The organism is Rubrobacter tropicus (assembly GCF_011492945.1).
GTDB lineage: Bacteria > Actinomycetota > Rubrobacteria > Rubrobacterales > Rubrobacteraceae > Rubrobacter_D > Rubrobacter_D tropicus.
The window spans coordinates 677,771-703,111 of record NZ_CP045119.1; the positions used below are offsets into that span (position 1 = coordinate 677,771).

The window sequence follows — 25,341 nt, forward strand, 5'->3', positions numbered from 1 at the left end:
ATCGGCAGGGGCCCGATCGCGGTTTAGCGCAACTATCCGGAGTTCGCCGCACTCCACGCTTTGGCGCACCCGTTGGCGCACGGGCGGGCCGGACCTGTTCCGCGGTCCGGTGTGGACGGGTCGCGGGGGACCCGCGCTACTTTTTGGGCTTGCGGCCGATGCTGACCATCTCGGGCTGGACGCCTTCGGCCGGTCCGTCGTCGAGTTCCTGATCCCTGTACTGGTAGACGCCGCGGCAGGTGTGGCCTCCCGTGGTGCGCTTCTCGGTGTAGGACAGCTTCACGTTCGGGTTTATGGCCTCGACCATCGCTTTCTCGTAGGTCGAGAAGGCCGCGCAGGGTTTCACGTCCCAGCCCGGGACGCCGTCGTGGCCCATGCCGCCGAACCAGGGGCAGCGGTCGGCGTTTATGACGTACTCGCCGTCCTTTGTCTCGGTGAGCGTGATCTCGATGTCGAAGAAGCGGTTCGCGAGCATGACGACGTCCACGGCGTCCTTCATGGTGGTGACGTCGAGCTGCTCGCGCAGGTCCGAGCCTTGTTTCTCTCCTATGCGGCTCATGGCGAGCTTGCCGACCTTCTGGCCGTCGTAGCCGAGGTCGTCGGCCGCCCGGATCATCTCGTCGAGGATAACCCCGGTACCCGCGCTAGCCGCCTTCCACTTGTACCACGTCGGCCCCGGCAGCCCGAGCTTCATAGCCCACCTCGCGAGGAAGAGCGGTAGGCGGGGCAGACCGTAGACCTGGAGCCATTTCATAGAAAAGATTCCTCTCTCCGCTTCCGACGAACCACCATTATACCCGCCGCCCGACGCGCGACCCCCCTTTGCCCTACCATTGGACGGTCCCGCCACGAAGAACGGAGAGGCCGCGCGTATGCCCATACGCAACCCAGAGCCGCTAAGAACCGCAGCCCTCCTCCTTTCCCTGATCACGCACAGACCCCGCGAACTCTTCGACAGGGCCGCCGGTTACGCCGACCTCGTCCTGGAACGGTTCGCCGCTGCGCCGCCGGCCCACGAAACGACCACCTGGGATGAGGCCCTGCGGGACCTCGACGGCCTGTACGGTCGCGCGCGCAGGATACTGGAAGAACCGGCCCTGGAAGAGATCGAAGCCCGCACGCGTCGCCTGTTGGAGGACATCAGGCCGGACGACGCCTTCAGCCAACGCTGGGCGGCCGACTCCCTCTTCGCCCGCCTCTGTTACCTATCCTGCCGCCTCGTCGAACCCGTCGTGGTCATCGAGACCGGGGTGGCCTACGGCGTCAGCTCCGCTTTCCTGCTGCAGGCCCTGAACGAGAACGGCCGCGGAACGCTCCACAGCGTGGATCTCCCGCCCCTCAGGAGGGAGTATGAGCGCCACTGGGGCATCGCCGTACCCGACGCCCTCCGCGACGCCTGGAGCCTCCATCGCGGCGCCAGCAGGCGCATCCTGCCACCCCTCCTCCAGAACACCGGTCCGTTGGACCTCTTCGTCCACGACAGCCTCCACACCCGCCGCAACATGCGCCGCGAGTTCGAGGCCGTCTGGCCCCGCCTGCGACCCGGCGGCGTCCTCCTGGCCGACGACGTCGAAAGAAACCGGGCCTTCACCGACCTGCGCCAAAAAGCCCCGACCCTCTGGCGCATCGTCCGGGACCGGGAGACGGCCCCCCTGCACGGCCCCGCGGCCCCCGTCGTCTTCGGGATGGCGATTAGATAGCCGTCAGCTTTCAGCCGTCAGCGTTCAGCAGGTAGGCGTCGGACAAGCTAACGCTGGACAACCGGCAAACCGGACGAACACCCATAGCTGGCGCAAAAGAGTACCGTTGCCGCAAAGCTGATAGCTAGTGTCCTGGCCTTCCCATCCTCTTGTACGTGATCTCCTTGCCCGCCTCTACGCCCGGCTGGTCGAAGGCGTTGACGCCGTAGAGGTCGCCGGTGATGGCCGTCTGGATTTCGAGGGCCTGGAAGAGGTAGCCGAGGTTCTCCTCGTTGACGGCGCCGAGCTTTATTGTCGAGTTGGGGCGTCCGGCTTCGGTGAGCGCCTTTCTGGTGGCGTCGCACTCGACGTTCAGGAGCTCGGCCATGGTGTGGCCGCCGAGGTATCCGACGCCTTCGAGGTCCTCGTAGGCCTTGGGGATGGACAGGTCCTTGGGGTGGTCCTCGACCTCTACTATCTCGATCACCTTGTCCTGCGGGCCTTCCATGTAGAGCTGGACCTGGGAGTGCTGGTCGGTGGTGCCGACCGCGCCGTGGGGTGTCGAGCCCTTGCCCTCCTTGCCGAGCGACTCGGCCCAGAGCTGGACGAACCACGCCGCGAGCCTCTCCAGGGAGTCGGCGTAGGGCATCATGACCCGCACGTTGCGCCCGCGCTGCGTGTCCATCAGGTAGTGCATGGCCGCCCCGACTACCGCCTGGTGCTCGGGGCCTTGCTCTTGCACCTCGTCCACGCACTGGGCGGCGCCCGCGAGCATGGCCCCGACGTCCAGGCCCGTCACGGCCGCCGGGAGCAGCCCGACCGGTGTCAGCACCGAGAAACGTCCCCCCACGTCGGCCGGGATGGGGAGGACACGGAGGTCTTCGCGTTCGGAGATCTCCTTCAGAAAACCCTTCTCGGGGTCGGTCGTTGCGACCGTGCGCCCCTGGTAGCCGAAGGAGCCGAGGGCGTCGACGAGAAAGCCCCGGATGACGAGGAAATTGGCCATCGTCTCCGCGGTCGAGCCCGACTTGGTGACGACGTTGACCCACGTGCCGCCGGGGTCCGCGACGTCGAGGACGGCCGAGAGGGTGGCGGGGTCGGTGTTCTCCGCGAAGTGGACGCGCGGTCCCCTGCGGGCTTCGCCGGAGAGCATGTTGTAGTAGGGATGGTTCAGCGCCCGGTGTACGGCCATCGGGCCCAGGGCGGAGCCGCCGATGCCGACGTGGACGAAGTCGGTGGCCCCAGAACCCCGGATCTCCTCCGCCAGGGATACCGAAGACTCCGCGTACTCCCGCGTCTTCGGCAGCCTCATAAACCCGGGAGGATCGCCCAGAAGCCCGTCGACAGCCTCCTTCAGCCGGGGTCTGACCCCGTCGAGGTCCCCGTCCTCCAGGCCCCCTTCCACCCCTTGCAGGTTCTCGTAATCGAAGGTGACTTCGGCCATGCTGGATCTCCCCTCTGTACGGGACGCCTTCCGGAGACAGTGTAGTCCAGGGTATAATCCCCGGCCATCGTGAGAGATAGGGCCCCAGTCGAGGAGACCATAAGCCGCCTGAAGTCCGCCTACCCCGACGCCCGCACCGCCCTGGACTGGACGACCCCCCTGGAGCTTCTCGTCGCCACGATCCTCTCGGCCCAGACCACGGACGTTCGCGTGAACCTGGTGACCCCGAACCTTTTCGCCAAGTACCCCACCGCCGCCGACTACGCCGGGGCCGACCCTGCGGAGTTGGAGGAGGACATCCGCCAGACCGGGTTTTTCCGAAACAAGGCGAAGTCGCTGCGGGGCATGGCCCGCGCTTTGGTAGAAGACCACGATGGCGAGGTCCCGCGCACCATGCGGGAGCTCGTCGCCCTGCCAGGCGTCGGGCGCAAGACCGCCAACGTGGTGCTCGGCAACGCGTTCTCCATCGACGAGGGCGTCGTGGTCGACACCCACGTCAGGCGCCTCTCGAACAGGCTGGGCTTCACCACCCACGACGATCCCGAGAAGATAGAGCGGGACCTCATGCAGACGGTCCCGAAGGAGGACTGGACGGTCTTTTCGCACCTCCTGATCCTGCACGGCCGCGCCGTCTGCAAGGCCCGCAAACCGGATTGCGAGGACTGCACGCTTAACGACCTCTGCCCCTCGGCCTTCCGGGTCTAGTAGCCCCATGCCCTCGAACGACATCCTCCACGCCCGCCTCCCGCCGGAAGAAGGCTTCGAGCTCTACCGGCACCGGAACGCGGGCGCGATGCGCACCCAGGGCTGGCACGGTTACTACTGGGCCAGGCCCACCGCGGCGGGCGACTACGAGATCCGGAGCGTCCCTGCCTCGCTCGGCGAACCCTCCACCCACGGCGGCGTCATGCCCAAAGAGGCCTTCGAAAGGCTGTACGAGAAAGCCGACCGCGTATAATGTCTGCTTGTGAAACGCGGGGGCATGGCAGAGCGGACGAATGCGCTGGTCTTGAAAACCAGAGGCGCCAAAACGCCCGAAGGTTCGAATCCTTCTGCCCCCGCCGCCAACTCGAATACGCACTCCACATTAAATTTGTTAAAAATCATTAAGATATTGGAGACTTTTGAGTTTCGGTTATGTACACTGTGGGTAACTTCTCATGTGGAGAAGGAAATGCAGGCCGCTTGAGAGACGGAAACAACAGAAAAAGGAGGACTGGATGAAGAGGGCAATACTCTTGGCCACTGTCGCACTTTTGGCCATGCTAGTCCTGGTGCCGATGGCGATGGCTCAGGACACCACCATGATGATGGGTGGCACGACGATGATGATGGAGCAGACGGGCGGCCAGATGATGGGCGGCACGACGATGATGGAGATGACCAGCGGTCAGATGGCTCAGGACGATCTGCCGACCAGCGGTGGCCCGGCCATACTCTTGCCGGCGGCCGCTCTGCTCGTGGGTTCGGGCATCTTGACCTACGCGATCCTGCGTCGCAGGTAGCAGATAACGTAACAAGCGGGGGACGGACCACCAACAGGTCCGTCCCCCATTTGGCCGGGGAAGAGCCTGCACCTCCCCGGTCTTTTTTGTAGCATTTCAGCTAGTCGGCACGCTTCGGCTTTACGGCCTCCGCTTTCGGCATCTCAGCCGCTTAGATCTTCCCGCACTCGGGTAACGTGTCGCCCCTTGTCTTGAACGCTTGTAAGAGTAATTGTCTGATGCCCATAGACCGGGAGTTCGAACCGGGTCGGTCGCAGTAACCTCTCCTGACAGGTTGCCCGGACGTTACTCGTTTACATGCCGGCAGCCCTTATCGTTGGGCCGACGCGGAGGTCCGCGGCGCGGCTCGTCGGCCACGCAAGCCCCGGTTAACAAAACTTAACGTTACTATAATCCGGGATCGGGCCGATCCTGCGAGGGGTGGGCCGGAGGTTACGGCACGTTCCCGGTCATTTTCCCTGGTCCCGGCCTGGCGCTCTGGGTAGACCACTGTCGCCACCGAGTCCGACGGCGGGCGCTTCTAAAGCGGGTTGCGGTGGTATTGAACCACCGCAACCCGCGCTATCGGCTATCGGCTATCGGCTATCGGCTATCGGCTATCGGCCGTCAGCCATCGGCCAAAGAAAAGGCAGCCGAAAGCTGATCGCTGAAAGCTGACGGCGATTGCAGGGAGGTCCAACCTCCCTGCAATCTGCTCTAGTAACCCTTCGCGGCGTAGTGGGCGTTCTCGTCCTCGTAGGAGCGCACGTAGTTGCCGCCGCCGGTGCCGGACCCCGAGTAGTAGTCGAAGTACTGGTGGGCCGTGTAGCGGACGTTGGGTATGCTGGTGGGGATCCAGGGTCCGTTGGGGTGGTGGTCCACGCACTCGTCCACGCTGGCCCTGTAGGTGGTGACGGCGATCGTGGTCCTGTCTCCGCGCCCGCGGATATCGGAGACGACGGAGCGGGTGATCGCCTCCCACGTCTGGCCCTGGGTCTTTCCGCGGGCCGGGACGATGCCCTTCTTGCCGTTGGGCTCGTTCATCAGGTCGTACACGATGACCGTCGGGTCCGAGCCGAACTGGGCGGAGAGCCTTTTCCACAGGTCCCTGAAGTGGCCCACCGTGCAGCGGGGGGAGTTGAGGGCCTGTTTGCCGGTGCCGTCGTGGCCGCCGATGGCCGCCGTCCAGTAGCCGCCGTAGTTGTGGCAGTCGAGCACGACCTTGAGGCCCGCCGCCCCGGCGTTGCGGACCGAGCGCTTCAGCCGCGCGAGCTCGGCCGTCTTCAGGCCGCCCCCGAGCACCGGCTGCAGGCGCTCCCACCGGAACCCGATCCTGACGATCCCCACCCCCTCGGAGCGCAGGTATCCGAAGGAGTTCATCCCGCCGTTGACCGCCGGGTCCGAGGGGGTGGGGTTGACGGTCGGGTACCAGTAATCTTCGCCGTAGACGCCTGGTGCCCTGTTGGAGTGGGTGCCCTCTTCCCACCGCTGCCCGCCCGAGAAGTTGACGCCGCGCCACGCCCCTGGCACGTCCAGGTGCCGCTTCACGAGCGCGGCCTGGTAGCCGGGTTTTGCGACGGCTATGGGGTTGGGGCCGCCCGCCCCCTCGCCCACGCTCATCCACAGGGAGGCGAAGTAGCCGCCGTCGTGGGTATCGTTGTAGCGCTCCGAGCACTCCTGCGCGGTCACCCACAGGCCCTTCGCGTCGGCGTGGGAGTACCACGCCTCGCCCAGTCGGGCCCACCGCTCCTCGTCGGGGGCGAACTCTTCGCGGCTCCTAGTCGTGTTCTGCGGGAAGCCGACCTCGCCTATGTAGCCCCGGGCACCCCGTAGCCAGGAGGTGAAGATCTTGAGCTCGTCGAGGGCCAGGTGGGTGACCGCATCCTGATACCCACCATGCTCCGGGTCTCCCGTGTGCGCCCGCGAGGGACCGCCGCCAACGACGCCCAGGGCGGTCGTCCCCGCCCCCGCAAGCGCCAGCCGCCTGATAAATCCCCTGCGGCTCAGGGTTCCGACGGCAGGCACCCTCGAAGAATCGCCAACGGACCGCACCTATTCCCCCCTCTTCTGTTCGGTGGCCCGGCCGCCTATCCGCGGATAGGCCCGTGGCTTTGCCTGCCCGCCTCACGACGGGGTCGCCCTTGCGCAGCAGGAGGCAAATGTATACATGTGAACAAGGGGTGTCAAGACGGCGAGGTTTGTCCGAGATGGACGAAGCGCCAGGTCAGCGAAGCGGCCCGTGGGACCGAGAAGGTCTGGCGAAAGCACCCGTTGCAGTAGGGAGCCCCCGGCGGTCCACCGGGGGCTCTTCCCGCTGCCGTGTCCTGCCCGCAAGACGGGGCATTCTTGGAGTGAGCCGCCCAGGACTCGAACCTGGAACCTAAAGATTAAGAGTCTTTTGCTCTGCCAATTGAGCTAGCGGCCCGTGCGCGGGGATTATAGCATCGCCGATCGGGATGGCCAGGGTCGAAGGTTAAGTTTTGTTGTCGAGGCTTGCGCGGACCCTGGCCGTGTGTTTATAATCTTTGTATCATCCTAGCGGTTCTTCTACGGGCCGCTAAGGGCCGGAAAAGGGGCTTCCCTTCTGTGAACGCCGGCCCTTTTTTTATGAGCTGGTCAGCAGTTCAGCCTGTCAGCATTTCAGCCGGTCAGCACGCCGCCTTCGGCGGCTCTCAGCGCTTCAGCCGGACCAGAAATCCTCTGCTCGCCCGGGTGGTGCCAGAGCAACCTCTGAAATGCTGAGATGCCGAAAGCGGAGGCCGCAAGGCCGGAGCGTGCTGACAGGCTGAAACGCTGTTTATCCGACTTCCCTTGCGATGGTGAAGAGCTCTTCGGCGTGGCGTTTCACCGAGGTCGCGAGGTTTTCGGTCGCGGTGGCTATGGTTACGCGGCGGAGGGGGGCGTGGAAGCGGGTAAGGTCGTCCCCGGACATGCCGGAGAGGCTTCGCCAGCCGACGGGGTTGCGTTCGCCGGGGAGGGGGAGGTGGCGGATCAGGCGCAGGTCGACGGAGAAGTCCTGGCGCCTGGGGAGGTCTATGAGGATGTCGAAGGGGCCGGCGACGCCCTTGCGGTAGCGGGTGAGGTAGCGGGACCAGGCCTCCTCGACCCGGCGTCGCCAGGAGGCGTCGTCGCGGAGGCGTATCAGGGGGTCGTAGCCCGGATGGCGCTCGTCGAACTGCAGGGCGAGGTGGTAGGGCTTTCGCTCGGCGAGGCGGTTCATCAGGACCGACGTGGAGCTCTCGGCCTCGGCCGAGTCCTCCAGCAGCACGAAGGCGCCCGCGTCGTCCTGTTCGGAGAGCTTGTCGAAGGTAACTATCTCGTCCTGAACGGCGTCCTGGACGGCGCGTTGGAACATCACCGTCGGGATGCGGAGGGCATGGTGGCCGTAGACGTTGTGGTGGATCAGGTACCTGGAAAAGACGAGGGACTGCAGGCATCCCGCGCTCTCCTCATCCAGGGAGAGGACGGCCCGGTTCTCCTGGCCGACGATCCTCAGGTTCTCGATCAGGGGCATCGCCTCGACGAGGCCGAAGGGCACCCTCGCCCCCCGCCCGTCGCGCACGAGCCGGTCCAGGCCGTCCACGTCGAGCGAGCCGAAGAGGATGTCGCGCAGGAGGTGCTCTGTCGGGGTGAGGCCGCGCGGAGGAGTATCTCCACGGGATACGAGCCGGAAGACGTTGTGGGGCTCGAGGTCCCAGTCGTTGCGCAGGACCTTGGCGACCTCGGTATGCTCGATCCAACGCCGGCTCAACTCTTTGAAAGTGGGCGCTCCCGGCAGGGCTATCCCCTCCACGGCGCCCGAGTAAGGGTAGCGGCCGGCGTTGAGGAGGAGGGCGGCGGCCAACGCGCCCTGCACGTCGCGATCTTCGAGGTAGGCGCCGGTGTCCACGATCCTCTTGAGGGTGAGCCGCGCGAGGTGATAGGTGCCGACGGCGTGGTCCAGGCGCGTGTGGCGGGCCCTGGGGAAGGCGGCGAAGGTCAGGCCGAGCTGGCTCAGGCCTTTGAGGCGTTGCATCGCGTCGGTCTCGAGCAGGGCCCTCACCGACCTGTCCGTGGGGACGTCGCCCCAGATCACATCCCGGATTCTTCTTCCGGAGCCCCCGAAGAACTCCCCGACCGTTCCGCTCAAAGACGCCCCCGGTTGACTCGCCCAGCACATTCTAACCAAAATGGCCCCGCGCGCCCGACGGGTGTAACATTCTGTTTTTCGAGAAGGGGGCAGCCATACACGCCGAAGAGGTCCAGGTTTTGAGCGGGGAGTCGATCCTCCTCAGGCCGCCGCGCGAGTCGGACGTGGAGGCGGCCTACTCCTGGGACCGCGACCCCGAGCTCGCCGCCTGGAACGGACGCTCCCCGATACGGGTCTCCCTCTCCGCCGCCCGTCGCGACTACCTGGCCCGCTGGGAGGACCGCTCCGTCAAGACGTTCATCATCGAAGCCGAAGGTGGTCCCATAGGCATGGCGACCCTCTACGACTTCCGCAGGGGGGGCTGCGAGCTCGGCATCAAGATCGGGCCCGACGCCCTCCGCGGCAGGGGATACGCCACCGAGGCCGTCGAGCTCCTGGTCGAGTACGTCTTCGACACCTTGGGCCTCGAAAACATCCGCGGCTCGACGCTCTCCCACAACCACCGCATGCAGCGCGTCTTCGAGAAGAACGGCTTCACGCAGGTCGGCGACGGCAGCCTCCTCAGCCGCTACGACAACCGCCGCTACACAGAGCTCTTCTACGAACGCCGGCGCGAATCCTGAACGCCCCGCGGTCCTGAAGGGTTGATGCCGAGCAGACGCGCTACCGACGCACCCATCGTCGAAGAGAGAAAGCTGACGGTGAAACCGATTTCCCCTCCTTCCTCCACGACGGTGGACAGCAAGAGCAAGACTATTTTCGCGAGCATGAAGACGAGAGGGCCAACGACGGAGGCCAGCAACAGCAGCGCGGCGATGCGCTGCCGCTTCGCGGGGACCTCGTCAGCAGCATTACCGGGATCAGGCCGGGCACGCCACCGGCCGCGGAGCGCAACAGGTCGGAGGCGAGCCCGAAACCAGCCAGGGCGAAGAGCGCTAGGGCCGAGACGGCGAGCAACGCGCCGAACGCGGCCAGTGAGAACAGCGCCTTCTCCACCTTGCTGTGACCTTCCACGCGGGCCCATCCTTGTTGTCCCGGGCCCTACGGGATCAGGATAGCCGATCCCCGATGCCAGGTGCATCTCCGTAGCGTCACCAGCTACAATAAGACCGATGAAGACGCAGCTGGAACTGAACGTCAGCAGCCGGGGCGCGATGAGCGGGGTGCTCACGATGGGCAGCCTCGACCCCGCGTTCGCTGCCGCCACGGGGGTGGACGGGGGGCCGGTGGCGCTCGACTTGAGCACGGTCGAGTTCGTGGAGCCTGCGGGTCTCTGCGGCCTGGCGGCGCTCTTGGAGTACCTGTGCGAGCGGTGCGAGGACGTCAGCCTCGCGCTTCCGAGGCGCGACGTGCCGGCTTACCTGGAGCGGATGGACTTCTTCAGGATTTTCGGAGATAGGATCACCACGAACGCGGACCTCGAATCCCTGGGGGAACGCCGTCGACACAACCCCGGAACGCTTCAGGAGCTCGTCAACTTCCACACCGAGGAGGAGATACCGGGCATCATTCACAGGATCTCCGAGATCCTGGAGAACCAGGGATACCGCCTGCGCGAACGCGTCGCGATCTGCTCCACCCTCTCCGAGGTCTGCGCGAACGCCGCCGAGCACGGCGTCTCCTCTTTCGGCGCCTACGCTGCCGTCCAGGCCTACCACCACATCGTCAGCGGCTCCCGCCGCCGCGGGGAGGAGGTCCTTATAGCCATCGCCGACGGGGGGGTGGGCGTGCGCGAGACCCTGTCTCGCAACCCGAAGTACGCCGAGGAGACCGCCACAGACAACGACGCCCTGCGCCACGCCCTCGAGATGGGCGTCTCCGGAACCGGTGAGATCGGACGCGGCGGAGGACTCGCCCTCGTAGCCGGCATCGCAGCCCGCTCCGGGGGCTCCCTCTCCCTCCGCTCCGGCAAGGGCCGTGTAACCGTCTACGAGAGCCGCAAGAACTCCCGCAACGTCCCCCAGTTCCCAGGCACCTTCGTCCGCGTCTCCCTGCCGAGAACAGCTGTCAGCAGTCAGCAAGAAACAAAAGGCTGAGAGCTGAAAGCTGATGGCTGAAAGCCCCAAAACACCGTTGACTTCTCCCACCCCGGCCGGTACAATCCTCTCATATGATTTCACTGACGACAGTGAGGACGGGCACGGTGCCTGAGGAGCGGGCGCGGCGGACCTTCGAGGTGGCCGGCGGCGACTTCGGGGGCAAGCTGATGGTCACGCGCCGGACGGGCCGGTCGGTGCGGGCCGCGCTCGAGGAGGCTCTGACGGATCTCCCGAAGGGTGGCACGTTGTACGTGGACACCCGCGGGGTCGAGCTCATGGACTACTCTTTCGCCGACGAGGCGCTCGGGATACTGGCGTCCAGGGTGGCGAGCGGGGAGTACGGGGAGCGGCATCTCGTGCTGGTCGAGGAGGACCGGGATCTTCTGGAGAACGTCGAGGCGTCCTTGATGCAGCGGTCGCTCGCCATGATCCGGGTGGACGAGGTGGGTGCGGAGCCGGCCATCGTCGGCAAGGTGCCCGACCACCTCGTCGACACCCTGAACGCGATCTACGACGCCGGTTCGATCACGAACACGGCCCTCGCCGCGAAGCTCGGGCTCAATAACACCGCCTGCAACAACCGGGCGACGAGGCTCGCCAAACTGGGCCTCATACACCGCAGAACCGAGACGGCCGCCCCCGGTGGCCGCCAGTACGCCTACGAGAGGATCGCCTAGTGTCCTTTTTTGCTTTCAGTCTCACTAGGTTCAGTGAAGGTAGCGACGGTGAACGGCACCGGAGGAGGTACAGCCGTGCGTGAGGAGTACATGATCGAGCGTCAGGGCAAGCGTTTCGTCCTGTACGCGGGTCTTTTGGAAGAGGCCCACAGCAGGGGACTCAGGAGCATCGAGACGGAGCTGTTGCAGGTGCCGACGGCCGAGAACGGCCAGGCGGCGATAGTCAAGGCCGTGGTCCGGATGGAGGACGGCAAGTTCGCGGGCATTGGTGACGCGAGCCCGCAGAACGTGGGGCGTCAGATCGCGCCGCACATCATCAGGATGGCCGAGACGCGGGCCAAGGCGCGGGCTTTGCGGGACGCTATCAACGTTGGCGTTACCGCCTTCGAGGAGCTCGGCGGGGAGGAGGCGCCCGGGGAGAGGTATCCGGCCGCGTCCTTCTCCAAGGAGGAGGCCGCCTCCGGCCAGGGCGGGCGTCAGGCGGCGCGCGAGGAGAACAGGGGAGAGTTGCCGGCCACGCGCAAGCAGCTCAACTACCTGGAGGCCCTCGTCTCCGACGTGGTCGAGGACGGCATCGGGAAGTTCGAAGAGATGGTGGGCAAGCCCATAGGGGAGCTCACGCGCGAGGAGGCGAGCGAGTGGATCGGCCGCCTCTCCGGGAGGGCCGCTTAGTGCGAGGCTTCGCCTGGATCGCGGCTCTGGGTGAGGAGGTCGTCTACGAGGCCGACCTCCCCGCCTGCTGCGCCCGCACCGCGCGGTCCCACGAAGACTCGTTCGAGTGCCCCGGCTGCGGGGCGATGTGGCGCAAGCCGTTACCCGTGGAGCCCGAGCACGACGCGTTCATGCGCGGGGACGAAGAGCAGAGAGGCGCGGCGTAGGAGACCTATGAAGACGCGGAGGACGGGGAGGTCCGAAGTTGCACGGGATGGGGAACGACCCCCGGCTCGCGAGGCTGCACCGGGAAGAGGTGGCGCGGGAGGTCCGGTCGCTGCGACGGCCGCGGTCGTCCGGGGCGCGGGGGACCGCGGGCCTTCTATCGGCCTTCTGGCGGGAGCTCGGGGCGGACGCCGGGCGTCTCGTCGGGGTCTTCGGGCTGTCGGTGAAGGTTCGCAAGCGGAAAGGAGCGGCGTGAGGAGAAAGAGCGCCCTCAGGCCGGACACGACGCTCGCGCCGGCGGGCGACGTGGAGGGAGAGATCTACGTGCGGGGGTTGCCGGCGTGCTGCCTGCGTTCGTTCAAGGAAGAGGCGCTGGCCGAGGCCGGCGAGCGTCGCCGGCTCGGGTTCGAGTGCGGGTGCGGCAGGAGTTGGCGGATCACATCAAGCCTCGACGACCGCGTGCTCGACCGCTTCGTCACGCACGCGGGGCCGAGGGCCGGCGGCTCGTACCCGGCGGCGTGAAGGAGCTGTCAGCTTTCAGCGATCAGCGGCGACCCGGGGTGTGAACCTTGTCCGGGTATCGGTTCCTTCTCTGGGTGAGCAGGGTTGGCCAAAGCGCAGGCTCGGGCGGTAGAGCAACGTGGAGAGAAGCTGACGGCTGAAAGCTGACAGCTAACAGCTACAAAGGGAGAAGAGATGACACAGGCGGCGCAGGACGTTCTCACGCAGTACCTCGGTAGGATCAGGGACGGCAGGTTGCTCGACGCGCGGGAGGAGAAGGAGCTCAGCCGTCGCGCGCGCGAGGGCGACGAGTTGGCGCGAAGGCGGCTCATCGAGTGCAACCTCAGGCTCGTTATCTCCATCGCCAAGAAGTACAGGGGGAGGGGCGTGCTATTCGAGGACCTGATCCAGGAGGGGAACGCCGGCCTGATTCGCGCGGTCGAGAAGTTCGACCCGGAGATGGGCAACCGCTTCTCGACCTACGCGACGTGGTGGATCCGTCAGGCCGTCACCCGCGCCGTCGCGGACAGCGCGCGCACGGTCCGCCTCCCGGCCCACGTCGTCGACGCCCTCTATCGCCTGCGCCGCGCCGAGAACTCGCTCAGCCTGGAGCTCGGCCGCGACGCCACGGAAGAGGAACTCGCAGACAGGCTCGACGTGAAGCCCCAGGAGGCCCGCCGCCTGCGCGAGGTGGGGCAGCCGATCTCCAGCATCCACGCGAAGATGGGCTCGGAGGACGGCTCCGAGATGGGCGAGCTCCTACCCGACGAGAGGAGCGGCGAAGACTACGCCCGCGTCGAGGTCGGCCAGTGGGAGCGGACGCTCGTCGAGGCCGTGAGGTCCCTGCCCGAGCGCGAGGCGAAGGTCATCCAGATGCGCCACGGCCTCGACGGCAGCGAGACCCGCACCCTCCGCGAGGTCTCCGAAGTCCTCGGCATAAGCCAGGAACGTGCCAGGCAGGTCGAGATGAAGGCGCTCAGGACCATCCGAACCGGCCGCTACGCCGGCACCCTTCGCCGCGCCCTCTCGGAGGCCGTGTAGCGCGCCGGCTTCGCCGGCGAGCACGCTACGCCCTTCGGGCTCCGCTCTCAGCGCGGCGCTTCGCGCCTCTCAGCACGCTTAGGGCCTTAGCAGGCCCTCGCTTTCAGCTCGTCAGCTTCTTGTTGAGGTGCTGACGAGCTGAAATGCTGACCGGATGACGAGCTAATCCGCCGTCGATGGGCTACCCTGTTCCCAGTTCGTAACAGAAGGGAGCCCATTGGAGACTACCGAGCGGAACGCCGCGCGCGCAGCAGAGCTTTTTGGGGAGATGGGCGGGGTCGTCCGGGATGGTTTTCCGGCCATCCACTCGCCCGTCTACCACACCGCATCGGGTACGGCCTATCTCAAGAGGCCTGGCGTCGTCGTCCTTACGAAGCCGCAGACCAACGTCGCGGGGCTCGGAGGTTTTCTCGAGGGCTTCGACCCCGAGCTTCGCTTCCCGGAGTACCTCGAAGACCCGACGGAGCTTCCGGATTCCTCCCAGCTCTGCAAGACGGCGGGCCAGCTCTGCTACGCGTCGTTCGGTCCGAGGCGCACGACGAACGAGAACGCCGGCGCGTACTTCGAGCGGTTGACCTCCGCGGGACACGGTTCTGTTCTGGAGCACGCGAGCTTCAGCTTCGTGCTCTACGGGATAAGCCGCAGCGTTACCCACGAGCTGGTGCGGCACAGGGCTGGGGCGGCTTTCTCGCAGATCTCGCAACGCTACGTGTCGGGGAGCGTCCTGCGCTTCGTGGAGCGGCCCGAGTACCAGGAGGACGAGGAGTTGCACCGGCTCTTCGAGGAGCGGGCCGACGGGGCCGCGGCCGGGTACGAGGAGATGGCACAGCGGTTGCTCGGGCGGCAGGGGGAGGGGCACGCGATGCTCTCCGCCGACCAGAAGACGGACGCCCGCAAGAAGGTGCAGCAGACGGCGCGGTCGCTGTTGCCCAACGAGACCGAGGCGCCGATGGTCTTTACGGGCAACGTAAGGGCTCTGAGGCACATCATCGAGATGCGGGCGGACGCGCACGCGGAGAGCGAGATCCGGGGCCTCGCCCTGCGTCTCTTTCTCTGCCTGAGGACGGCCGACCCGATCCTCTTCGGCGACTACGAGCTCGGAGACCTCCCGGACGGCACGGTTACGGTCTCGACCCGCAACAGAAAGGCATAGCTGCTCCCGACGGCTGCTAACATTCGGACCTTGACGTGCGATGCGAGAGGGAGGAGCGTTGTGGCGAAGAGCTACGAGGAGCTGGTCTCGGAGGCGAGGGCCGAGACCGAAGGGACGGACGTCGAGGCGGTGCGCGAGGAGCTCCGCTCCGGCGGGGGCGTCACGGTGGTCGACGTGCGCGAGCCGGACGAGTACGAGGCCGGGCACATCCCCGGCGCGAAGCCGCTGCCACGGGGCCTGCTCGAGTACAAGGCGGCCGAAGAGCTTCCTGACAAGGACGCCCGCATCGTGGTCCACTGCGCCCTCGGCGGGAGGGGCTCCCTGGCGGCCAAGAGCCTCAAAGAGATGGGCTACACCAACGTCGCCAACATGGAGGGCGGCATAAAAGACTGGAAGGAAAAGGGCTACGAGGTCGAGTAGCCAGCCCGACGGCATGCCGCGCGGGCTCCTGGCCGTCGGGCTGGGAGCCTTCGGCTTCTTCGGGCTCTTCTGGGGCGTCTTCGCGGTCCTGCTCACGGACCTGACCCGCGCCCTCTCGCTCTCGCCGGGCCCGCTCGGGTTCGCATTATTCGTAGGCGCCGGGGCTTCCATAGTCGCGATGGCCGCCCTCGGTTGGACGGCAGACCGGCTGGGAAGAAGGGCGTTTCTTCTCGTTTCGGGAGTCGTGATGGGGTTCGGGATCTCGGGCCTCGCCCTCTCGGGGGGCTACGTGGCCCTGCTCTTGACGCTGGTCGTGCTCTACTCTGCATCGGGGCTCTACGACGTCGGCATCAACTCGGCCGCCGTGGACCTGGAGCAGACGTCGGGCCGCCGCTTCATGACGCTCCTGCACGCGGCCTTCTCCGCCGGGGCGACCCTCGGTGCGGTAGCGGCCGGCGTGCTGGTCCAGGCCGGCGCCGACTACAGGCTCGTCTACCTGGGCCTGCTCCTCCCGCTAGCCGTTCTGCTCGTGGCGTTCGCGGCGACCCGGTTCCCCGCGGGTACGCGGAACACGCCAGGGAGGGATGAAGAGGGGGGGCGTTACGGGCTGTATCGGCACCTGCCGCTGCTGCTCGTCGGTGGGATCGCGCTGCTCGGGCTCGGCTCGGAGGGGGAGATGGAGCACTGGTCGGGCCTCTACCTGCGCGACACTCTAGGGCTGCCGGCGCTTCTCGGCGGGTCCGGGGTCGCCGTGTTCTACGCGGCCATGGCCGTCGGCAGGCTCGGGACCGCGGGGGTGGTGCGCCTCATTGGGAACCGGGGGACCCTGATCTGGGCCGGCTCGTTTACGGCCGCCGGGATGGTCCTCGCCCTCGCCACCCGCGAGCCCTTGCTGGTGGTCGCCGGCTTCCTGGTGGTCGGCCTCTCGCTCTCGGGCGTCGCGCCCATAGCGTTCTCCGTCGCGGGCGACCTCGCGCCCGACCGGGCCGGCGCCGCCATCTCCGTCATCACCACGATGGGGTACGGCGGCTTCCTGCTCGGTCCCGTCGTCGTGGGCGGACTCGCGGAACTGGTGGGCTTGAGGACGGCCCTCCTCACCATAGCGGCGGCCGGGCTGGTAATAGCCGGCCTCGGCTACCGGGTTCCCGTCGCCAAGGTCAGGCCGAAACAGGCGGGCTGACGACGGCCCCGCGAGGAGATGCTACTCCCCGCGCATCCTGCGGGAGAGTTCCTCCTCCGCGGCAAAAACTTCCTCGTTCTCGATCCTCTTGAATAGCGGCTTCGCCCCGGTCGAGCGGTAGCCCTCAGGCAACTCTTCGAGATCCAGGACACGGGCCACCGGTCCTTCGAAGAACTCCTGTAGCCGTCCGACGGCTTCGGGGACGTACGGGGCGGCGTGGTAGGCGATGGAGCCGAGCAGGACGGAGCAGACGTAGAGGGTCGTCCGGGTGAGCTCAGGGTCTTCCTTGCGGGTCTTCCACGGAGCCGAGGCGTCGAAGAACCGGTTGGCGCGGCGGCCCATGGCGAGAAGCTCGTAAAGCGCCTCGCGCGGTTTGGGGGCCAGCATCCGCTCCTCGTAGCGCCTCTCGAGCTCCTTGAAATCCTCGATGACGTCGCGGGCTGCGTCCGGCAGGGAGGCCGGACGCAGGGCCTCGCCGTCGGCGTACTTCTCGGTAAAGGAGAGAACGCGGTTTATGTAGTTGCCGAGGTTGCCGATCAGGTCGGAGTTCACCCGGCTCCCGAAGTCGCGCCAGGAGAAGACCACGTCGCCGGTCTCGGGCAGGTTGGAGGCGAGGTAGAAACGCAAGGGGTCAGCCGGGAAGCGGTCGAGCGCCTCGTGTACCCACACGGCCAGGTTGCGGCTGGTCGACATCTGCATCGCCCGCCGCTCGCCGTCCACCACCACTTCCAGGTTCATGAACTCGTTGGCTGGCACGTCGTGGGGCAGGATGAAGGGCTCCTCGCCGCTCTCGCCGACGCCCATGAGCTGGGCCGGCCACATCGTGGTGTGAAAGACGGTGTTGTCCTTGCCGATAAAGTGATAGAGCTTCGTCCCCGGCTCCTGCCAGTACTCGCGCCAGCGGTCGGGGTCCCCCTCCCTCTCGGCCCACTCCGCCGTCGAGGAGACGTAGCCTATGCAGGCGTCGAACCACACGTAGAAGCGCTTGTCCTCGAACCCGGGCTCGGGTACCGGGACGCCCCACTGGATGTCGCGCGTGATCGGGCGCTTCTCCAGCCCGCCGTCGATGATGCCGAGGATGAAGTTCTTGACGGAAGATCGCCAGTGTTTCTGGCTGCCCACGTACTCCCTGAGCCTGTCGGAGAACCTGGGGAGGTCGAGGTAGAGGTGCGTGGTCTCGCGGACCTCCACCGGGCCGCCGGTGACCTTGGAGTGGGGCTCTATGAGCTCGTAGGCCTCGTACCACGAGCCGCAGTTGTCGCACTGGTCTCCCCGCGCCTCCTTGTAGCCGCACACCGGGCACGTGCCCTCGACGTAGCGGTCGGGCAGGAAGCGCCCCTCGGTCGGGCTGTACATCTGCTTGCTCTCGGCCTCGGAGACGTAGCCGCCTTCCTTGAGCTTGCGGTAGAAGAGCTGCGTGTTCTTCGCGTGCACCTCGGTGGAGGTCTGCGAGAAGTTGTCGAAGGAGATGCCCAGGCGCCCGAACGTCTCGTTCATGTGCGTCCACCAGTAGTCCACTACCTCTTTCGGGTCCTTCCCCTCCCGCTCGGCCCTGAGCGTTATGGGCACCCCGTGGTCGTCGGTGCCGCAGACGTAGACCACGTCCTCCCCGCGCATCCTCAAGTAGCGCACGAAGGCGTCGGCGGGCAGGTATGCGCCCACGATCTGGCCCACGTGCAGGGGCCCGTTGGCGTACGGCAACGCGGAAGTCACGAGATAACGTCGTCTATTTTCGCTCATGGGCAAAGAATAGCACTTCGTTGTAGGTTTCAGGCTTCGGGCATCAGGTGTCAGGTCGCCCGGCTTGCGGCCTTCGGCCTTCCGCCTTCGTGCCCCGTTCGGCCCTGGGTTCTACCTGAAAGCCGAAGCCTGAAACCTGAAGCCTTCTGCTAAGATCACGCTCCGTATGAGCCCCGAGCGTACTCTCCGCGTCGCTTTTCGCCGTCTTCTGCCGGAGGCCGGCGCGCCTGAGAGGGCGCACGCCGGGGACGCCGGGTACGACCTGCGCTCGGTCGAGGGGGCACAGCTCCGTCCGGGGGGACGCGCCCTCGTCGGGACGGGCATCTCGATCGCCATACCAGAAGGTTACGCCGGGCTCGTGTTGCCGAGGAGCGGGCTCGCGGTGAAGCATGGCATCTCGCTGGTCAACGCTCCCGGGCTCATAGACTCGGGGTACAGGGGGGAGATCCTGGTCCCCCTCATCAACCACGACCGCGGGAAGGCTTTCCGGGTGGAGCCGGGGATGAGGATCGCCCAACTCGTCCTCGTCCGGGCCGCGGGTGCGACCTTCGAAGAGGTCGAGTTCCTCGAAGCCGGGACGGACGGCAGGGGGCGGGCGGCTTCGGATCTTCGGGGAGTAGCTATCAGCTTTCGGCCTGGTTTGGGTGGGACTCCGTGTTTTTGATTCGTGAGCCGTCAAAGCTACAGGTCTCCCGTATTTTCGACGGGCAGCGGGGGCGCCGTTCTCTTACGCGGAGGTTGGGGTTTCGCGGGAGGGGCCGGGGAGGGTTCCTGGATATACGGTGGACCACAGCCGCGTGAGGCTCGGTGAGGGGGAGGAGGTTTTCGGGCGGGCGGTGGGGGCGCTGTTTGCCTGGAAGATGTTCGACGTGGGATGGGCGCGTCTGTTGCCGGAGGACGCCCGCGTCGAGGTTGGAGCGACGGTCGGGGTCCTGGCCCGGCACTACGGATTCTGGTCGCTGAACCTCAGCCGGGTGGTGTACGGGATCGAGGCCGACGGTCCGGTCCGCAGGCGCGGCTTCGCCTACGGGACGTTGCCGGAGCACGGCGAGAGCGGCGAGGAGCGGTTCACCGTCGAGTGGCACGAGGACGGGTCGATCTTCTACGATCTCTACGCCTTCTCCCGGCCCGCTCATCCCCTGGCGCGGCTGGGACGCCCGTTCGCCCGCGGGCTGCAGCGACGCTTCGCGCGGGACTCCCTGAGGGCGATGGTCAGGGCCGCCGGAGGGGAAGGCGCGCCGGGGCGCTAGCGCGAACGGCCCGACGGGGGAGCGGCGGACGAATCATACGCGGGGGCCGACCGGTCCACCTTTCGGATGATGCGCTTACCGGGCTACTTCTCTACAATGCCGGGTGTTGGCAAGGTCCTGTAGCGGTCTTCCGGGGAGGAAACGATGAAGGGTAAGTTGATGGCGGCCTGTGTCGTTATGTTGGTTGGTGTGTTTCTGGTCGGAGGGGTGGCGTTGGCGGATGGGTTCAGAGGGACCTCCGGCCCGGACGAGATCTCCGGTACCGATAGGGCGGACCTGATCAGGGGCCTCGGAGGCAACGACCGCCTCTCCGGCCGCGGCGGGGACGACGACATCTACGGGGATGGCGGCTACGACAAGATCCGGGGCAACAAGGGCGACGACTACCTCGTCGCGAACGACGGCAAGAAGGATACTATCTACTGCGGCGACGGCAGGGACTTCGTCTACGCCGACCCCACGGACCTTGTCTACTACGGCTGCGAGACGGTGAGGATAGACAGGTCCAAGTAAGAGGGGGCACCCGCCCGCTTCCGAGTTGCTAGACTGCTCCCCGGATTGAACGGGACCACGCACGCCGTCTTCGGGGTCGCCGCCCTGGCCGGAGCCGCCCTCGTAGCGGGGGCGGACCCGCCCGCCTACGTCTACCCGGCGGCCGTGGCGGCGGCCTGGCTGCCCGACGTGGACAACCCCCGCAGCACCCTGGGCAACGGCCTCAGCCGCTCGAAGAACCCCATCTTGAACGTCCTGAGCAGGCCCGTTAGCTGGGTCTTGCGGACCACCTCGTTCGTGCTCGTCAGGACGGTCGGGCACCGGACGCTGACGCACTCGATCCTGGGCTCCCTCCTCTTCGCCCTGCCCGTCTACCTCTTCCTCGCTGACTACCCGAACCTCTCCCTCGCCCTCGTCGCCGGCTACGCCTCGCACGTCTTCGCCGACGCGCTGAACACGAGGGGCGTGCCGCTTCTGTGGCCGGTGGGACGGCCTTTCAGGTTGCTGCCCGGGGGCATAAAGTCCGGGGGCGCGGTGGAGGTCGCCGTCGCCCTCGGGGCCTTGATGGCGGCGCTCTACGCCATCCTGCAGCTCAACCCGTCGCTACGCGCCCTCCTCGGCCTCGTCTAGCCAGGCCAGCGTCTCGATGCTCATGGGATGCGTGGGACGGCCGCGCTCCTCGTTGTGCGCGATAGACCGCCGCAAGGACTCGGCGGCCGCCGCGCGCAGGTCCTCCCTGGCCAGGCCCCTCAAGCGCCCGACGCTCGGGTAGTCCCTGGCCGGCTCTATCTTGTCGGCGACGTACAGGACCAGCGAAAGGGACCCCATCCCGGGCCGGCCCGTAGTGTGCTCCCTGACCGCGTCGAGCACCCCTTCATCTCTCACGCCGAGTTCCCGCCGGGCCAACTCCGCGGCGACCGGGCCGTGCAAAAGCTTCGGGCTCTCCCGCTCCGGCTCTCCGATGGGCAGGCCCCAGCGTTCGGCAAGATCCAGGAACTCCTCCGAAGTGACCTCGCGGGCCGCGTCGTGCAGGAGGCCGGCGAGGCGCGCGCGGTAGGGGTCGAGTCCGTGGACCCGCGCGAGGTCCTCCGCCGTGTCGGCGACCCGTAGGGTGTGGCCGTAGCGTTTGGCCGAGAGGCGTTCGCGGGCAAAGACGTCGGCGGCCTCTGCGGGGTTGATCTTCACACGGTCTTCCATCCGGCGGATTGTAGAATAAACGGATGCAGAATGGACAGAGAGACATGAGAAGCGCCGAGATAGTAACCATAGGGACCGAGATGCTGCTCGGAGACCTGGTCGACACGAACACGGCCTGGATCAGCAACAGGCTCGCCGCCCTCGGGGTGGGCATCTACCGCCACACGACCGTTGGCGATAACACCGACCGTATCGTCGGGGCCCTCAAAGACGCCGCCTCCAGGGCCGACCTAGTGGTCACGACGGGCGGCCTCGGCCCCACCTCCGACGACCTCACAAACGCGTGCCTGGGCCTGCTCACGGGCCGGGAGATGGTCGAGTACCCCGAGGCCCGCGCCCACGTCGACGAGAAGTTCGCGAAGTTCGGCCGGGAGCCGACGCCGTCGAACTACAAGCAGGCCCTCTTCCCCGAAGGCACGAAGCTTATCCCCAACCCGCTCGGCACGGCGATGGGGGCCCTCGTGGAGTGGAACGGAACGCTCTTCGCCACCCTACCGGGCGTTCCCTCGGAGATGAAGGGGATGTTCGAGGAAACGATCGCCCCCCTGGTGAGCTCCCGCAGCGACGGCTCGATCGTCTCGAAGACCCTGCACTTCACGGGCATCGGCGAATCGGCCCTCGCCGAGAAGGTCCAGGACTTCCTCGACGCCGCCGACCCAACGGTCGCGCCGCTCGCCGGCCAGGGACGAGTCCGGCTGCGCATCACCACCCGGGCGGCCACGGAGGCCGAGGCCGAGCAGAAGATAGCGCCGGTCGAAAAGGAGATCCTCGCCCGCCTCGGAGAGTTTTTCTTCGGCGAAGACGAGGAGACGCTCGAAGGCTCCGTAGGCCGTCTCCTGCGGGAGCGGGGCGCAACGGTGGCGCTGGCTGAGAGTTGCACGGGGGGCCTGATCTCCAAACGCCTCACGGACGTCGCCGGCTCTTCGGAATATTTCGGGGAGGGCTTCGTCACCTACTCCAACGAGTCCAAGGAACGCCTGCTCGGCGTCCCGAAGGAGACACTGGTCGAGCACGGAGCCGTCTCCGAGCCCGTCGCCCGCGCCATGGCCGAAGGCGCCCGCAAGCTCGCCGGCGCCGACTACGGCCTCTCCGTCACCGGCGTCGCGGGACCGGGCGGAGGCTCCCCGGAGAAGCCCGTCGGCCTCGTCTTCGTCGGTGTGGCCGATGCTGACGGAACGCGCGCCGAGAAGGTGGACCTCACGGCGTGGGCCCGTTCCCGCACCTCCATCCGGGAGCGCAGCGCCAACCGGGCGCTAGACCTGCTGCGGCTCCGGATCGAAGGAAGATAGCTGTCAGCAATCAGCCCGCTACGGCCTGCGGCCTCCGCTCTCAGCCTTCAGCTCCCGGTCTTGCAGGCGCACTCCATCCTGCAAAAGTCTTGCTCTCGGTGCGGTGGCGCAGGAAGTACGGTTTCGTCAAAAGGTTTCAGCTGATAGCTGACGGCTAAAAGCTGAAAGCTATAAAACATCTCTTGCCGCGTGTCTATTGCGGTAGTAGAATCCTCGCTAGTCGAAAGCACGCGAGAGGAGGTGATCCAGATAGACGCATCGAGCAGTAGTAGCCGCGGGTATCTTCTGGGAGAGGTGGCTCTGACCTAGCCCCACCTAAATCCCATGTGGGATCCTGGGTTATCTCTAATCCGCCTCTCTGGTTGTTTAGGCGGACGTGCTAGAAACAAGGATACCTGCGCAAGGCTCAAATGGGTACGGCCCCCGGATCTTCTCCGGGGGCTCGTTTTTTTGGTATCGAGTTTTGGACGCCAGCTCTTCTTCTGCCTACGCTTCGTCCACGTAAGCGACCTCGTAAAGGTGGGGCTCGAAACTCTCCGCCAGCCCCGCGGCTTGTCTCATGTGTCCCACGGCTGCCGGGTCTTCTAGCATCGCCTCGAACGCCTCCTTGCTCCGCCACTGGGCGTAGTTGACGACGCGGGTGCCGTCGAAGCTCTTGTGCAAGTTGGCCGACACGAACCCCGGCCGCCGGTTCATGACCGACTCGGTCGCCTCCACGAGCAGGTCGAGCAAAGGCTGCTGATCTTCGGGCCTTACGGTGAACACGTTGATCAGGGTCACGACGTTACCACTCTGCGAGATCTCGGCCACGTATGCTCCTCTATGTCGAATTTATCAGTGTACTGATATTATATAAGGGTATTGATAATAAGAAAGGGGCAAAATCCGATGGTCGAGGACGGGACGCGGCGGCGGATCGGCTATCAGATGAAGCGGGCGCAGCACGCGTTGCGGCTGGCGATGGACGCGGCGGTCCGGGATCTGGGGTTGACGACGCCGCAGTACGCGGCGCTCGCCGTCTTGGAGGGGGAAGCGGGGTTGTCGGGGGCGGGGCTGGCGCGGAGGTGCTTCGTGACGCCGCAGACTATGAACGGGATCCTGGCGAAACTGGAGGGTGCCGGGCTCGTCGAGCGTCGACGGCATCCGGAGCACGGGCGTGTACTGCAGGCTTACCTTACGGAGACCGGAGGTGCGGTCGTCTCGCGGGCCCACGCGCTCGTGGAGGCCGTGGAAGGGCGCATGCTAGAAGGCCTCACGGAGCACGAGCGGGGGCGTCTTTTAGTCGTGCTTCGTGGCTGCGCCGAAGCACTGGAGCGCGACGATGGGCGGGCGGGGTTACCCTAAAGCGGTTAGCAGTCAGCCCGCTGCGGCTTCGCCTCCGCTTTCGGCGGTCAGCTTTCAGCAAGAACAAAAAAGCTGAAAGCTGACCGCCGATGGCTGACAGCTTTGCAGAGAGGTAGAACCTCTCTGCAAACCGCTTTAGCGCTCTTGCGCTGGGAGCCAGGTACGATCCGTCGCGCCCACGTATTCGGATTGCGGCCGGATGAGGCGGTCTTCGGACCGCTGTTCGAGGCAGTGGGCGGTCCAGCCCGCAACCCGGCCTATGGCGAAGGTCGGGGTGAAGAGGTCTGTGGGGAGGCCGAGGCCGTGCAGGAGCAGGGCCGTGTAGAACTCGACGTTGGTCTGGAGGTTGCGGCCGGGGCGGTGCTCTTCGAGAAGGCGCAGGGCGGTCTTCTCCACTTCAAGGGCGAGGGCGTAGAGGTCCCTATCCCCGTCCGTGGCGAAGAGTTTCTCTGCTGCTTCGGCCAGGACGTCGGCGCGGGGGTCGCGGACGCGGTAGATCCTGTGCCCGAATCCCATGAGCCGCTCGCCGCGCCGGAGCTTCTCGCGCAGGACGGGCTCGGCGTTCCCCGCTTCCCCGATCTCGAAGACCACGTCGAGCGCGGGTCCCGGCGCCCCGCCGTGCAGCGGCCCTTTTAGCGCCCCTATGGCCCCGACGATGGCCGAGACGAGGTCGGAGCGGGTGGCGACGATGACGCGGGCTGCGAAGGTCGAGGCGTTCATGCCGTGGTCGGAGACGGTGTTGAGGTAGGTCTCCAGAGCCCGCACGGAATCCTCTCCCGGCCTCTCGCCGTCGAGCATGTACAGGTAGTTGGCGGCGTGGCCGAGGTCGGGATCAGGGACCACGGGCTCCTGACCATTGAGCAGTCTGTGGTAGGTCGCCACTATGACGGGCAGGCGCGCGACGAGGTCGAGCGCGGGGTCGTCGGGGGCATCGAGGCCGAGGGTGCCGGCCGCCATGCGCAGCGCGTCCATCTGCGGGACGTTGCGCGCGCCCGCCGCCCGCAGGAGCTCCAGGGTTGCCGCCGGCAGCCCCCGACGTCCCGCCAGAGCCCCCCGAAACGCCGCGAGTTCCTCGGTATTCGGCAACTCGTCGTGCCAGAGGAGGTAGACCATCTCCTCAAACGAGGCGCGGCCGGAGATCTCCTCGACCGGATAACCCGCCAGCGTCAACGCGCCAGCGTCGCCGTCCACGCCGCTGATCCTCGTCTCGGCCGCCACCACGCCCTCTAGCCCCGCCACGAAAGAAGACCCCGAACTACCGCCCATCCCGATACCTCCCGTCGCACGCACGCTGGCCAAACCGGAGCCCAAACGCCCCCATGCCCACCATCGTAGGCTTTCGAAGCTTCATTATCAATATTGATCTATAAATCAATATGTCGTAGGATGCGGGTGCCATTCAAGGG

Annotated in this window: 29 protein-coding genes, 2 tRNA genes, 1 pseudogene and 1 riboswitch; of the genes and pseudogenes, 22 read left to right on the top strand and 10 right to left on the bottom strand. The window is 66.5% G+C overall.

Annotated features, from left to right (window positions below):
* Nucleotides 1–136 precede the first annotated feature (136 nt).
* Nucleotides 137–754, bottom strand: a complete 618-nt coding sequence (locus GBA63_RS03150) for an L-2-amino-thiazoline-4-carboxylic acid hydrolase (RefSeq protein ID WP_166173412.1) — start codon at nt 752–754, stop codon at nt 137–139.
* A gap of 118 nt (nt 755–872) precedes the next feature.
* Between GBA63_RS03150 and GBA63_RS03155 the strand changes: the two genes are divergently transcribed.
* On the top strand, nt 873–1,700 hold the full coding sequence (locus GBA63_RS03155; RefSeq protein ID WP_166173414.1) for a class I SAM-dependent methyltransferase: 828 nt from the start codon (nt 873–875) through the stop codon (nt 1,698–1,700).
* Nucleotides 1,701–1,824: 124 nt separating this feature from the next.
* On the opposite strand, the gene GBA63_RS03160 is transcribed toward GBA63_RS03155, so the two are convergent.
* Complete coding sequence (locus GBA63_RS03160; RefSeq protein ID WP_166173416.1) at nt 1,825–3,123, bottom strand: glucose-6-phosphate isomerase; 1,299 nt, start codon at nt 3,121–3,123, stop codon at nt 1,825–1,827.
* A 69-nt stretch (nt 3,124–3,192) separates the two neighbouring features.
* Between GBA63_RS03160 and nth the strand changes: the two genes are divergently transcribed.
* The 4 genes from nth to GBA63_RS03180 all read left to right on the top strand — a co-directional run bounded on the left by nth (nt 3,193) and on the right by GBA63_RS03180 (nt 4,628).
* Nucleotides 3,193–3,828, top strand: coding sequence for an endonuclease III (nth, locus tag GBA63_RS03165; protein ID WP_207957048.1), 636 nt, complete (start codon nt 3,193–3,195; stop codon nt 3,826–3,828).
* A 7-nt stretch (nt 3,829–3,835) separates the two neighbouring features.
* Nucleotides 3,836–4,081, top strand: a complete 246-nt coding sequence (locus tag GBA63_RS03170; protein ID WP_166173418.1) for a hypothetical protein — start codon at nt 3,836–3,838, stop codon at nt 4,079–4,081.
* Between the two features lie 18 nt (nt 4,082–4,099).
* Nucleotides 4,100–4,184, top strand: a tRNA-Ser gene (locus tag GBA63_RS03175).
* Nucleotides 4,185–4,343: 159 nt separating this feature from the next.
* Nucleotides 4,344–4,628: a hypothetical protein gene (locus GBA63_RS03180; RefSeq protein ID WP_166172252.1), complete on the top strand. Its 285-nt coding sequence runs from the start codon at nt 4,344–4,346 to the stop codon at nt 4,626–4,628.
* Nucleotides 4,629–5,324: 696 nt separating this feature from the next.
* On the opposite strand, the gene GBA63_RS03185 is transcribed toward GBA63_RS03180, so the two are convergent.
* From GBA63_RS03185 to GBA63_RS03195, 3 genes are all read right to left on the bottom strand, one after another.
* A complete protein-coding gene (locus GBA63_RS03185; RefSeq protein WP_166173420.1) occupies nt 5,325–6,659 on the bottom strand; it encodes a glycoside hydrolase family 5 protein in 1,335 nt (444 codons plus the stop codon).
* An 18-nt stretch (nt 6,660–6,677) separates the two neighbouring features.
* A riboswitch (cyclic di-GMP riboswitch) is annotated at nt 6,678–6,757 on the bottom strand.
* 202 nt (nt 6,758–6,959) lie between these two features.
* A tRNA-Lys gene (locus GBA63_RS03190) sits at nt 6,960–7,032 on the bottom strand.
* Nucleotides 7,033–7,404: 372 nt separating this feature from the next.
* Nucleotides 7,405–8,736, bottom strand: coding sequence for an HD domain-containing protein (locus tag GBA63_RS03195; RefSeq protein WP_166173422.1), 1,332 nt, complete (start codon nt 8,734–8,736; stop codon nt 7,405–7,407).
* Between the two features lie 119 nt (nt 8,737–8,855).
* Between GBA63_RS03195 and GBA63_RS03200 the strand changes: the two genes are divergently transcribed.
* Nucleotides 8,856–9,359, top strand: coding sequence for a GNAT family N-acetyltransferase (locus tag GBA63_RS03200; RefSeq protein WP_166173424.1), 504 nt, complete (start codon nt 8,856–8,858; stop codon nt 9,357–9,359).
* A 130-nt stretch (nt 9,360–9,489) separates the two neighbouring features.
* Here GBA63_RS03200 and GBA63_RS03205 read toward each other — a convergent pair whose 3' ends face one another.
* Entirely contained in the window at nt 9,490–9,750 is a 261-nt protein-coding gene (locus GBA63_RS03205) for a hypothetical protein (RefSeq protein ID WP_166173426.1), read from the bottom strand.
* A 98-nt stretch (nt 9,751–9,848) separates the two neighbouring features.
* On the opposite strand from GBA63_RS03205, the gene GBA63_RS03210 reads away from it, so the two are divergent.
* The 10 genes from GBA63_RS03210 to GBA63_RS03255 all read left to right on the top strand — a co-directional run bounded on the left by GBA63_RS03210 (nt 9,849) and on the right by GBA63_RS03255 (nt 16,623).
* Nucleotides 9,849–10,772 (top strand): hypothetical protein, encoded by a 924-nt coding sequence (locus GBA63_RS03210; RefSeq protein WP_166173428.1) that lies wholly within the window; start codon nt 9,849–9,851, stop codon nt 10,770–10,772.
* Between the two features lie 107 nt (nt 10,773–10,879).
* On the top strand, nt 10,880–11,452 hold the full coding sequence (locus GBA63_RS03215; protein WP_166173430.1) for a winged helix-turn-helix domain-containing protein: 573 nt from the start codon (nt 10,880–10,882) through the stop codon (nt 11,450–11,452).
* A 75-nt stretch (nt 11,453–11,527) separates the two neighbouring features.
* A complete protein-coding gene (locus GBA63_RS03220; RefSeq protein ID WP_166173432.1) occupies nt 11,528–12,124 on the top strand; it encodes a hypothetical protein in 597 nt (198 codons plus the stop codon).
* On the top strand, nt 12,124–12,330 hold the full coding sequence (locus GBA63_RS03225) for a hypothetical protein (protein WP_166173434.1): 207 nt from the start codon (nt 12,124–12,126) through the stop codon (nt 12,328–12,330). Before GBA63_RS03220 ends, GBA63_RS03225 begins: the two co-directional genes overlap by 1 nt.
* Before the next feature lie 38 nt (nt 12,331–12,368).
* Nucleotides 12,369–12,584 carry a hypothetical protein gene (locus tag GBA63_RS03230; RefSeq protein ID WP_166173436.1) on the top strand — a complete coding sequence of 72 codons (216 nt, stop codon included), beginning with the start codon at nt 12,369–12,371 and terminating at the stop codon, nt 12,582–12,584.
* A complete protein-coding gene (locus GBA63_RS03235; RefSeq protein WP_166173438.1) occupies nt 12,581–12,850 on the top strand; it encodes a hypothetical protein in 270 nt (89 codons plus the stop codon). Before GBA63_RS03230 ends, GBA63_RS03235 begins: the two co-directional genes overlap by 4 nt.
* A 174-nt stretch (nt 12,851–13,024) precedes the next feature.
* Complete coding sequence (locus GBA63_RS03240) at nt 13,025–13,870, top strand: sigma-70 family RNA polymerase sigma factor (RefSeq protein ID WP_166173440.1); 846 nt, start codon at nt 13,025–13,027, stop codon at nt 13,868–13,870.
* A gap of 217 nt (nt 13,871–14,087) precedes the next feature.
* On the top strand, nt 14,088–15,023 hold the full coding sequence (thyX, locus tag GBA63_RS03245) for an FAD-dependent thymidylate synthase (RefSeq protein WP_228282281.1): 936 nt from the start codon (nt 14,088–14,090) through the stop codon (nt 15,021–15,023).
* Nucleotides 15,024–15,083: 60 nt separating this feature from the next.
* Complete coding sequence (locus GBA63_RS03250) at nt 15,084–15,443, top strand: rhodanese-like domain-containing protein (protein WP_207957049.1); 360 nt, start codon at nt 15,084–15,086, stop codon at nt 15,441–15,443.
* 13 nt (nt 15,444–15,456) lie between these two features.
* The gene (locus GBA63_RS03255; RefSeq protein WP_166173444.1) at nt 15,457–16,623 is read left to right on the top strand and encodes an MFS transporter; all 1,167 of its coding nucleotides are present in this window, start codon (nt 15,457–15,459) and stop codon (nt 16,621–16,623) included.
* Nucleotides 16,624–16,644: 21 nt separating this feature from the next.
* Here GBA63_RS03255 and metG read toward each other — a convergent pair whose 3' ends face one another.
* Entirely contained in the window at nt 16,645–18,363 is a 1,719-nt protein-coding gene (metG, locus tag GBA63_RS03260) for a methionine--tRNA ligase (RefSeq protein ID WP_228282282.1), read from the bottom strand.
* Nucleotides 18,364–18,529: 166 nt separating this feature from the next.
* Here metG and dut point away from each other — a divergent pair, with 166 nt between their 5' ends.
* The 4 genes and pseudogenes from dut (at nt 18,530) to GBA63_RS03280 (ending at nt 20,735) form a co-directional block, all read left to right on the top strand.
* Nucleotides 18,530–19,027: a dUTP diphosphatase gene (gene dut / locus GBA63_RS03265; protein WP_166173448.1), complete on the top strand. Its 498-nt coding sequence runs from the start codon at nt 18,530–18,532 to the stop codon at nt 19,025–19,027.
* Nucleotides 19,028–19,100: 73 nt separating this feature from the next.
* Nucleotides 19,101–19,613 (top strand): annotated as a pseudogene (locus GBA63_RS03270) (DUF1990 family protein); the annotation flags it as partial.
* Between the two features lie 144 nt (nt 19,614–19,757).
* Complete coding sequence (locus GBA63_RS03275; RefSeq protein WP_166173450.1) at nt 19,758–20,126, top strand: hypothetical protein; 369 nt, start codon at nt 19,758–19,760, stop codon at nt 20,124–20,126.
* A gap of 45 nt (nt 20,127–20,171) precedes the next feature.
* Complete coding sequence (locus tag GBA63_RS03280; RefSeq protein ID WP_166173452.1) at nt 20,172–20,735, top strand: metal-dependent hydrolase; 564 nt, start codon at nt 20,172–20,174, stop codon at nt 20,733–20,735.
* Here the strand turns inward: GBA63_RS03280 and yqeK are convergent.
* Nucleotides 20,709–21,290 carry a bis(5'-nucleosyl)-tetraphosphatase (symmetrical) YqeK gene (gene yqeK / locus GBA63_RS03285; RefSeq protein ID WP_166173454.1) on the bottom strand — a complete coding sequence of 194 codons (582 nt, stop codon included), beginning with the start codon at nt 21,288–21,290 and terminating at the stop codon, nt 20,709–20,711. The two genes, GBA63_RS03280 and yqeK, sit on opposite strands and share 27 nt — an antisense overlap.
* Nucleotides 21,291–21,346: 56 nt before the next feature.
* Between yqeK and GBA63_RS03290 the strand changes: the two genes are divergently transcribed.
* Nucleotides 21,347–22,591: a competence/damage-inducible protein A gene (locus GBA63_RS03290; RefSeq protein ID WP_207957050.1), complete on the top strand. Its 1,245-nt coding sequence runs from the start codon at nt 21,347–21,349 to the stop codon at nt 22,589–22,591.
* Between the two features lie 486 nt (nt 22,592–23,077).
* Here the strand turns inward: GBA63_RS03290 and GBA63_RS03295 are convergent, their stop codons facing one another.
* Nucleotides 23,078–23,401, bottom strand: a complete 324-nt coding sequence (locus GBA63_RS03295) for an antibiotic biosynthesis monooxygenase family protein (RefSeq protein WP_166173458.1) — start codon at nt 23,399–23,401, stop codon at nt 23,078–23,080.
* Between the two features lie 78 nt (nt 23,402–23,479).
* Here GBA63_RS03295 and GBA63_RS03300 point away from each other — a divergent pair, with 78 nt between their 5' ends.
* The gene (locus GBA63_RS03300) at nt 23,480–23,935 is read left to right on the top strand and encodes a MarR family winged helix-turn-helix transcriptional regulator (protein ID WP_166173460.1); all 456 of its coding nucleotides are present in this window, start codon (nt 23,480–23,482) and stop codon (nt 23,933–23,935) included.
* 135 nt (nt 23,936–24,070) lie between these two features.
* Here the strand turns inward: GBA63_RS03300 and GBA63_RS03305 are convergent, their stop codons facing one another.
* Nucleotides 24,071–25,201 carry a citrate synthase/methylcitrate synthase gene (locus GBA63_RS03305; RefSeq protein ID WP_166173462.1) on the bottom strand — a complete coding sequence of 377 codons (1,131 nt, stop codon included), beginning with the start codon at nt 25,199–25,201 and terminating at the stop codon, nt 24,071–24,073.
* Nucleotides 25,202–25,341 lie beyond the last annotated feature (140 nt).

What these genes read in the sequence shown, in the direction of transcription:
- GBA63_RS03150 (WP_166173412.1), bottom strand. Translation starts at nt 754, where the DNA reads ATGAAATGGCTCCAGGTCTACGGTCTGCCCCGCCTACCGCTCTTCCTC.
- GBA63_RS03155 (WP_166173414.1), top strand. Translation starts at nt 873, where the DNA reads ATGCCCATACGCAACCCAGAGCCGCTAAGAACCGCAGCCCTCCTCCTT.
- GBA63_RS03160 (WP_166173416.1), bottom strand. Translation starts at nt 3,123, where the DNA reads ATGGCCGAAGTCACCTTCGATTACGAGAACCTGCAAGGGGTGGAAGGG.
- GBA63_RS03170 (WP_166173418.1), top strand. Translation starts at nt 3,836, where the DNA reads ATGCCCTCGAACGACATCCTCCACGCCCGCCTCCCGCCGGAAGAAGGC.
- GBA63_RS03180 (WP_166172252.1), top strand. Translation starts at nt 4,344, where the DNA reads ATGAAGAGGGCAATACTCTTGGCCACTGTCGCACTTTTGGCCATGCTA.
- GBA63_RS03210 (WP_166173428.1), top strand. Translation starts at nt 9,849, where the DNA reads ATGAAGACGCAGCTGGAACTGAACGTCAGCAGCCGGGGCGCGATGAGC.
- GBA63_RS03240 (WP_166173440.1), top strand. Translation starts at nt 13,025, where the DNA reads ATGACACAGGCGGCGCAGGACGTTCTCACGCAGTACCTCGGTAGGATC.
- GBA63_RS03255 (WP_166173444.1), top strand. Translation starts at nt 15,457, where the DNA reads ATGCCGCGCGGGCTCCTGGCCGTCGGGCTGGGAGCCTTCGGCTTCTTC.
- metG (WP_228282282.1), bottom strand. Translation starts at nt 18,363, where the DNA reads ATGAGCGAAAATAGACGACGTTATCTCGTGACTTCCGCGTTGCCGTAC.
- dut (WP_166173448.1), top strand. Translation starts at nt 18,530, where the DNA reads ATGAGCCCCGAGCGTACTCTCCGCGTCGCTTTTCGCCGTCTTCTGCCG.
- GBA63_RS03275 (WP_166173450.1), top strand. Translation starts at nt 19,758, where the DNA reads ATGAAGGGTAAGTTGATGGCGGCCTGTGTCGTTATGTTGGTTGGTGTG.
- GBA63_RS03290 (WP_207957050.1), top strand. Translation starts at nt 21,347, where the DNA reads ATGAGAAGCGCCGAGATAGTAACCATAGGGACCGAGATGCTGCTCGGA.
- GBA63_RS03300 (WP_166173460.1), top strand. Translation starts at nt 23,480, where the DNA reads ATGGTCGAGGACGGGACGCGGCGGCGGATCGGCTATCAGATGAAGCGG.
- GBA63_RS03305 (WP_166173462.1), bottom strand. Translation starts at nt 25,201, where the DNA reads ATGGGCGGTAGTTCGGGGTCTTCTTTCGTGGCGGGGCTAGAGGGCGTG.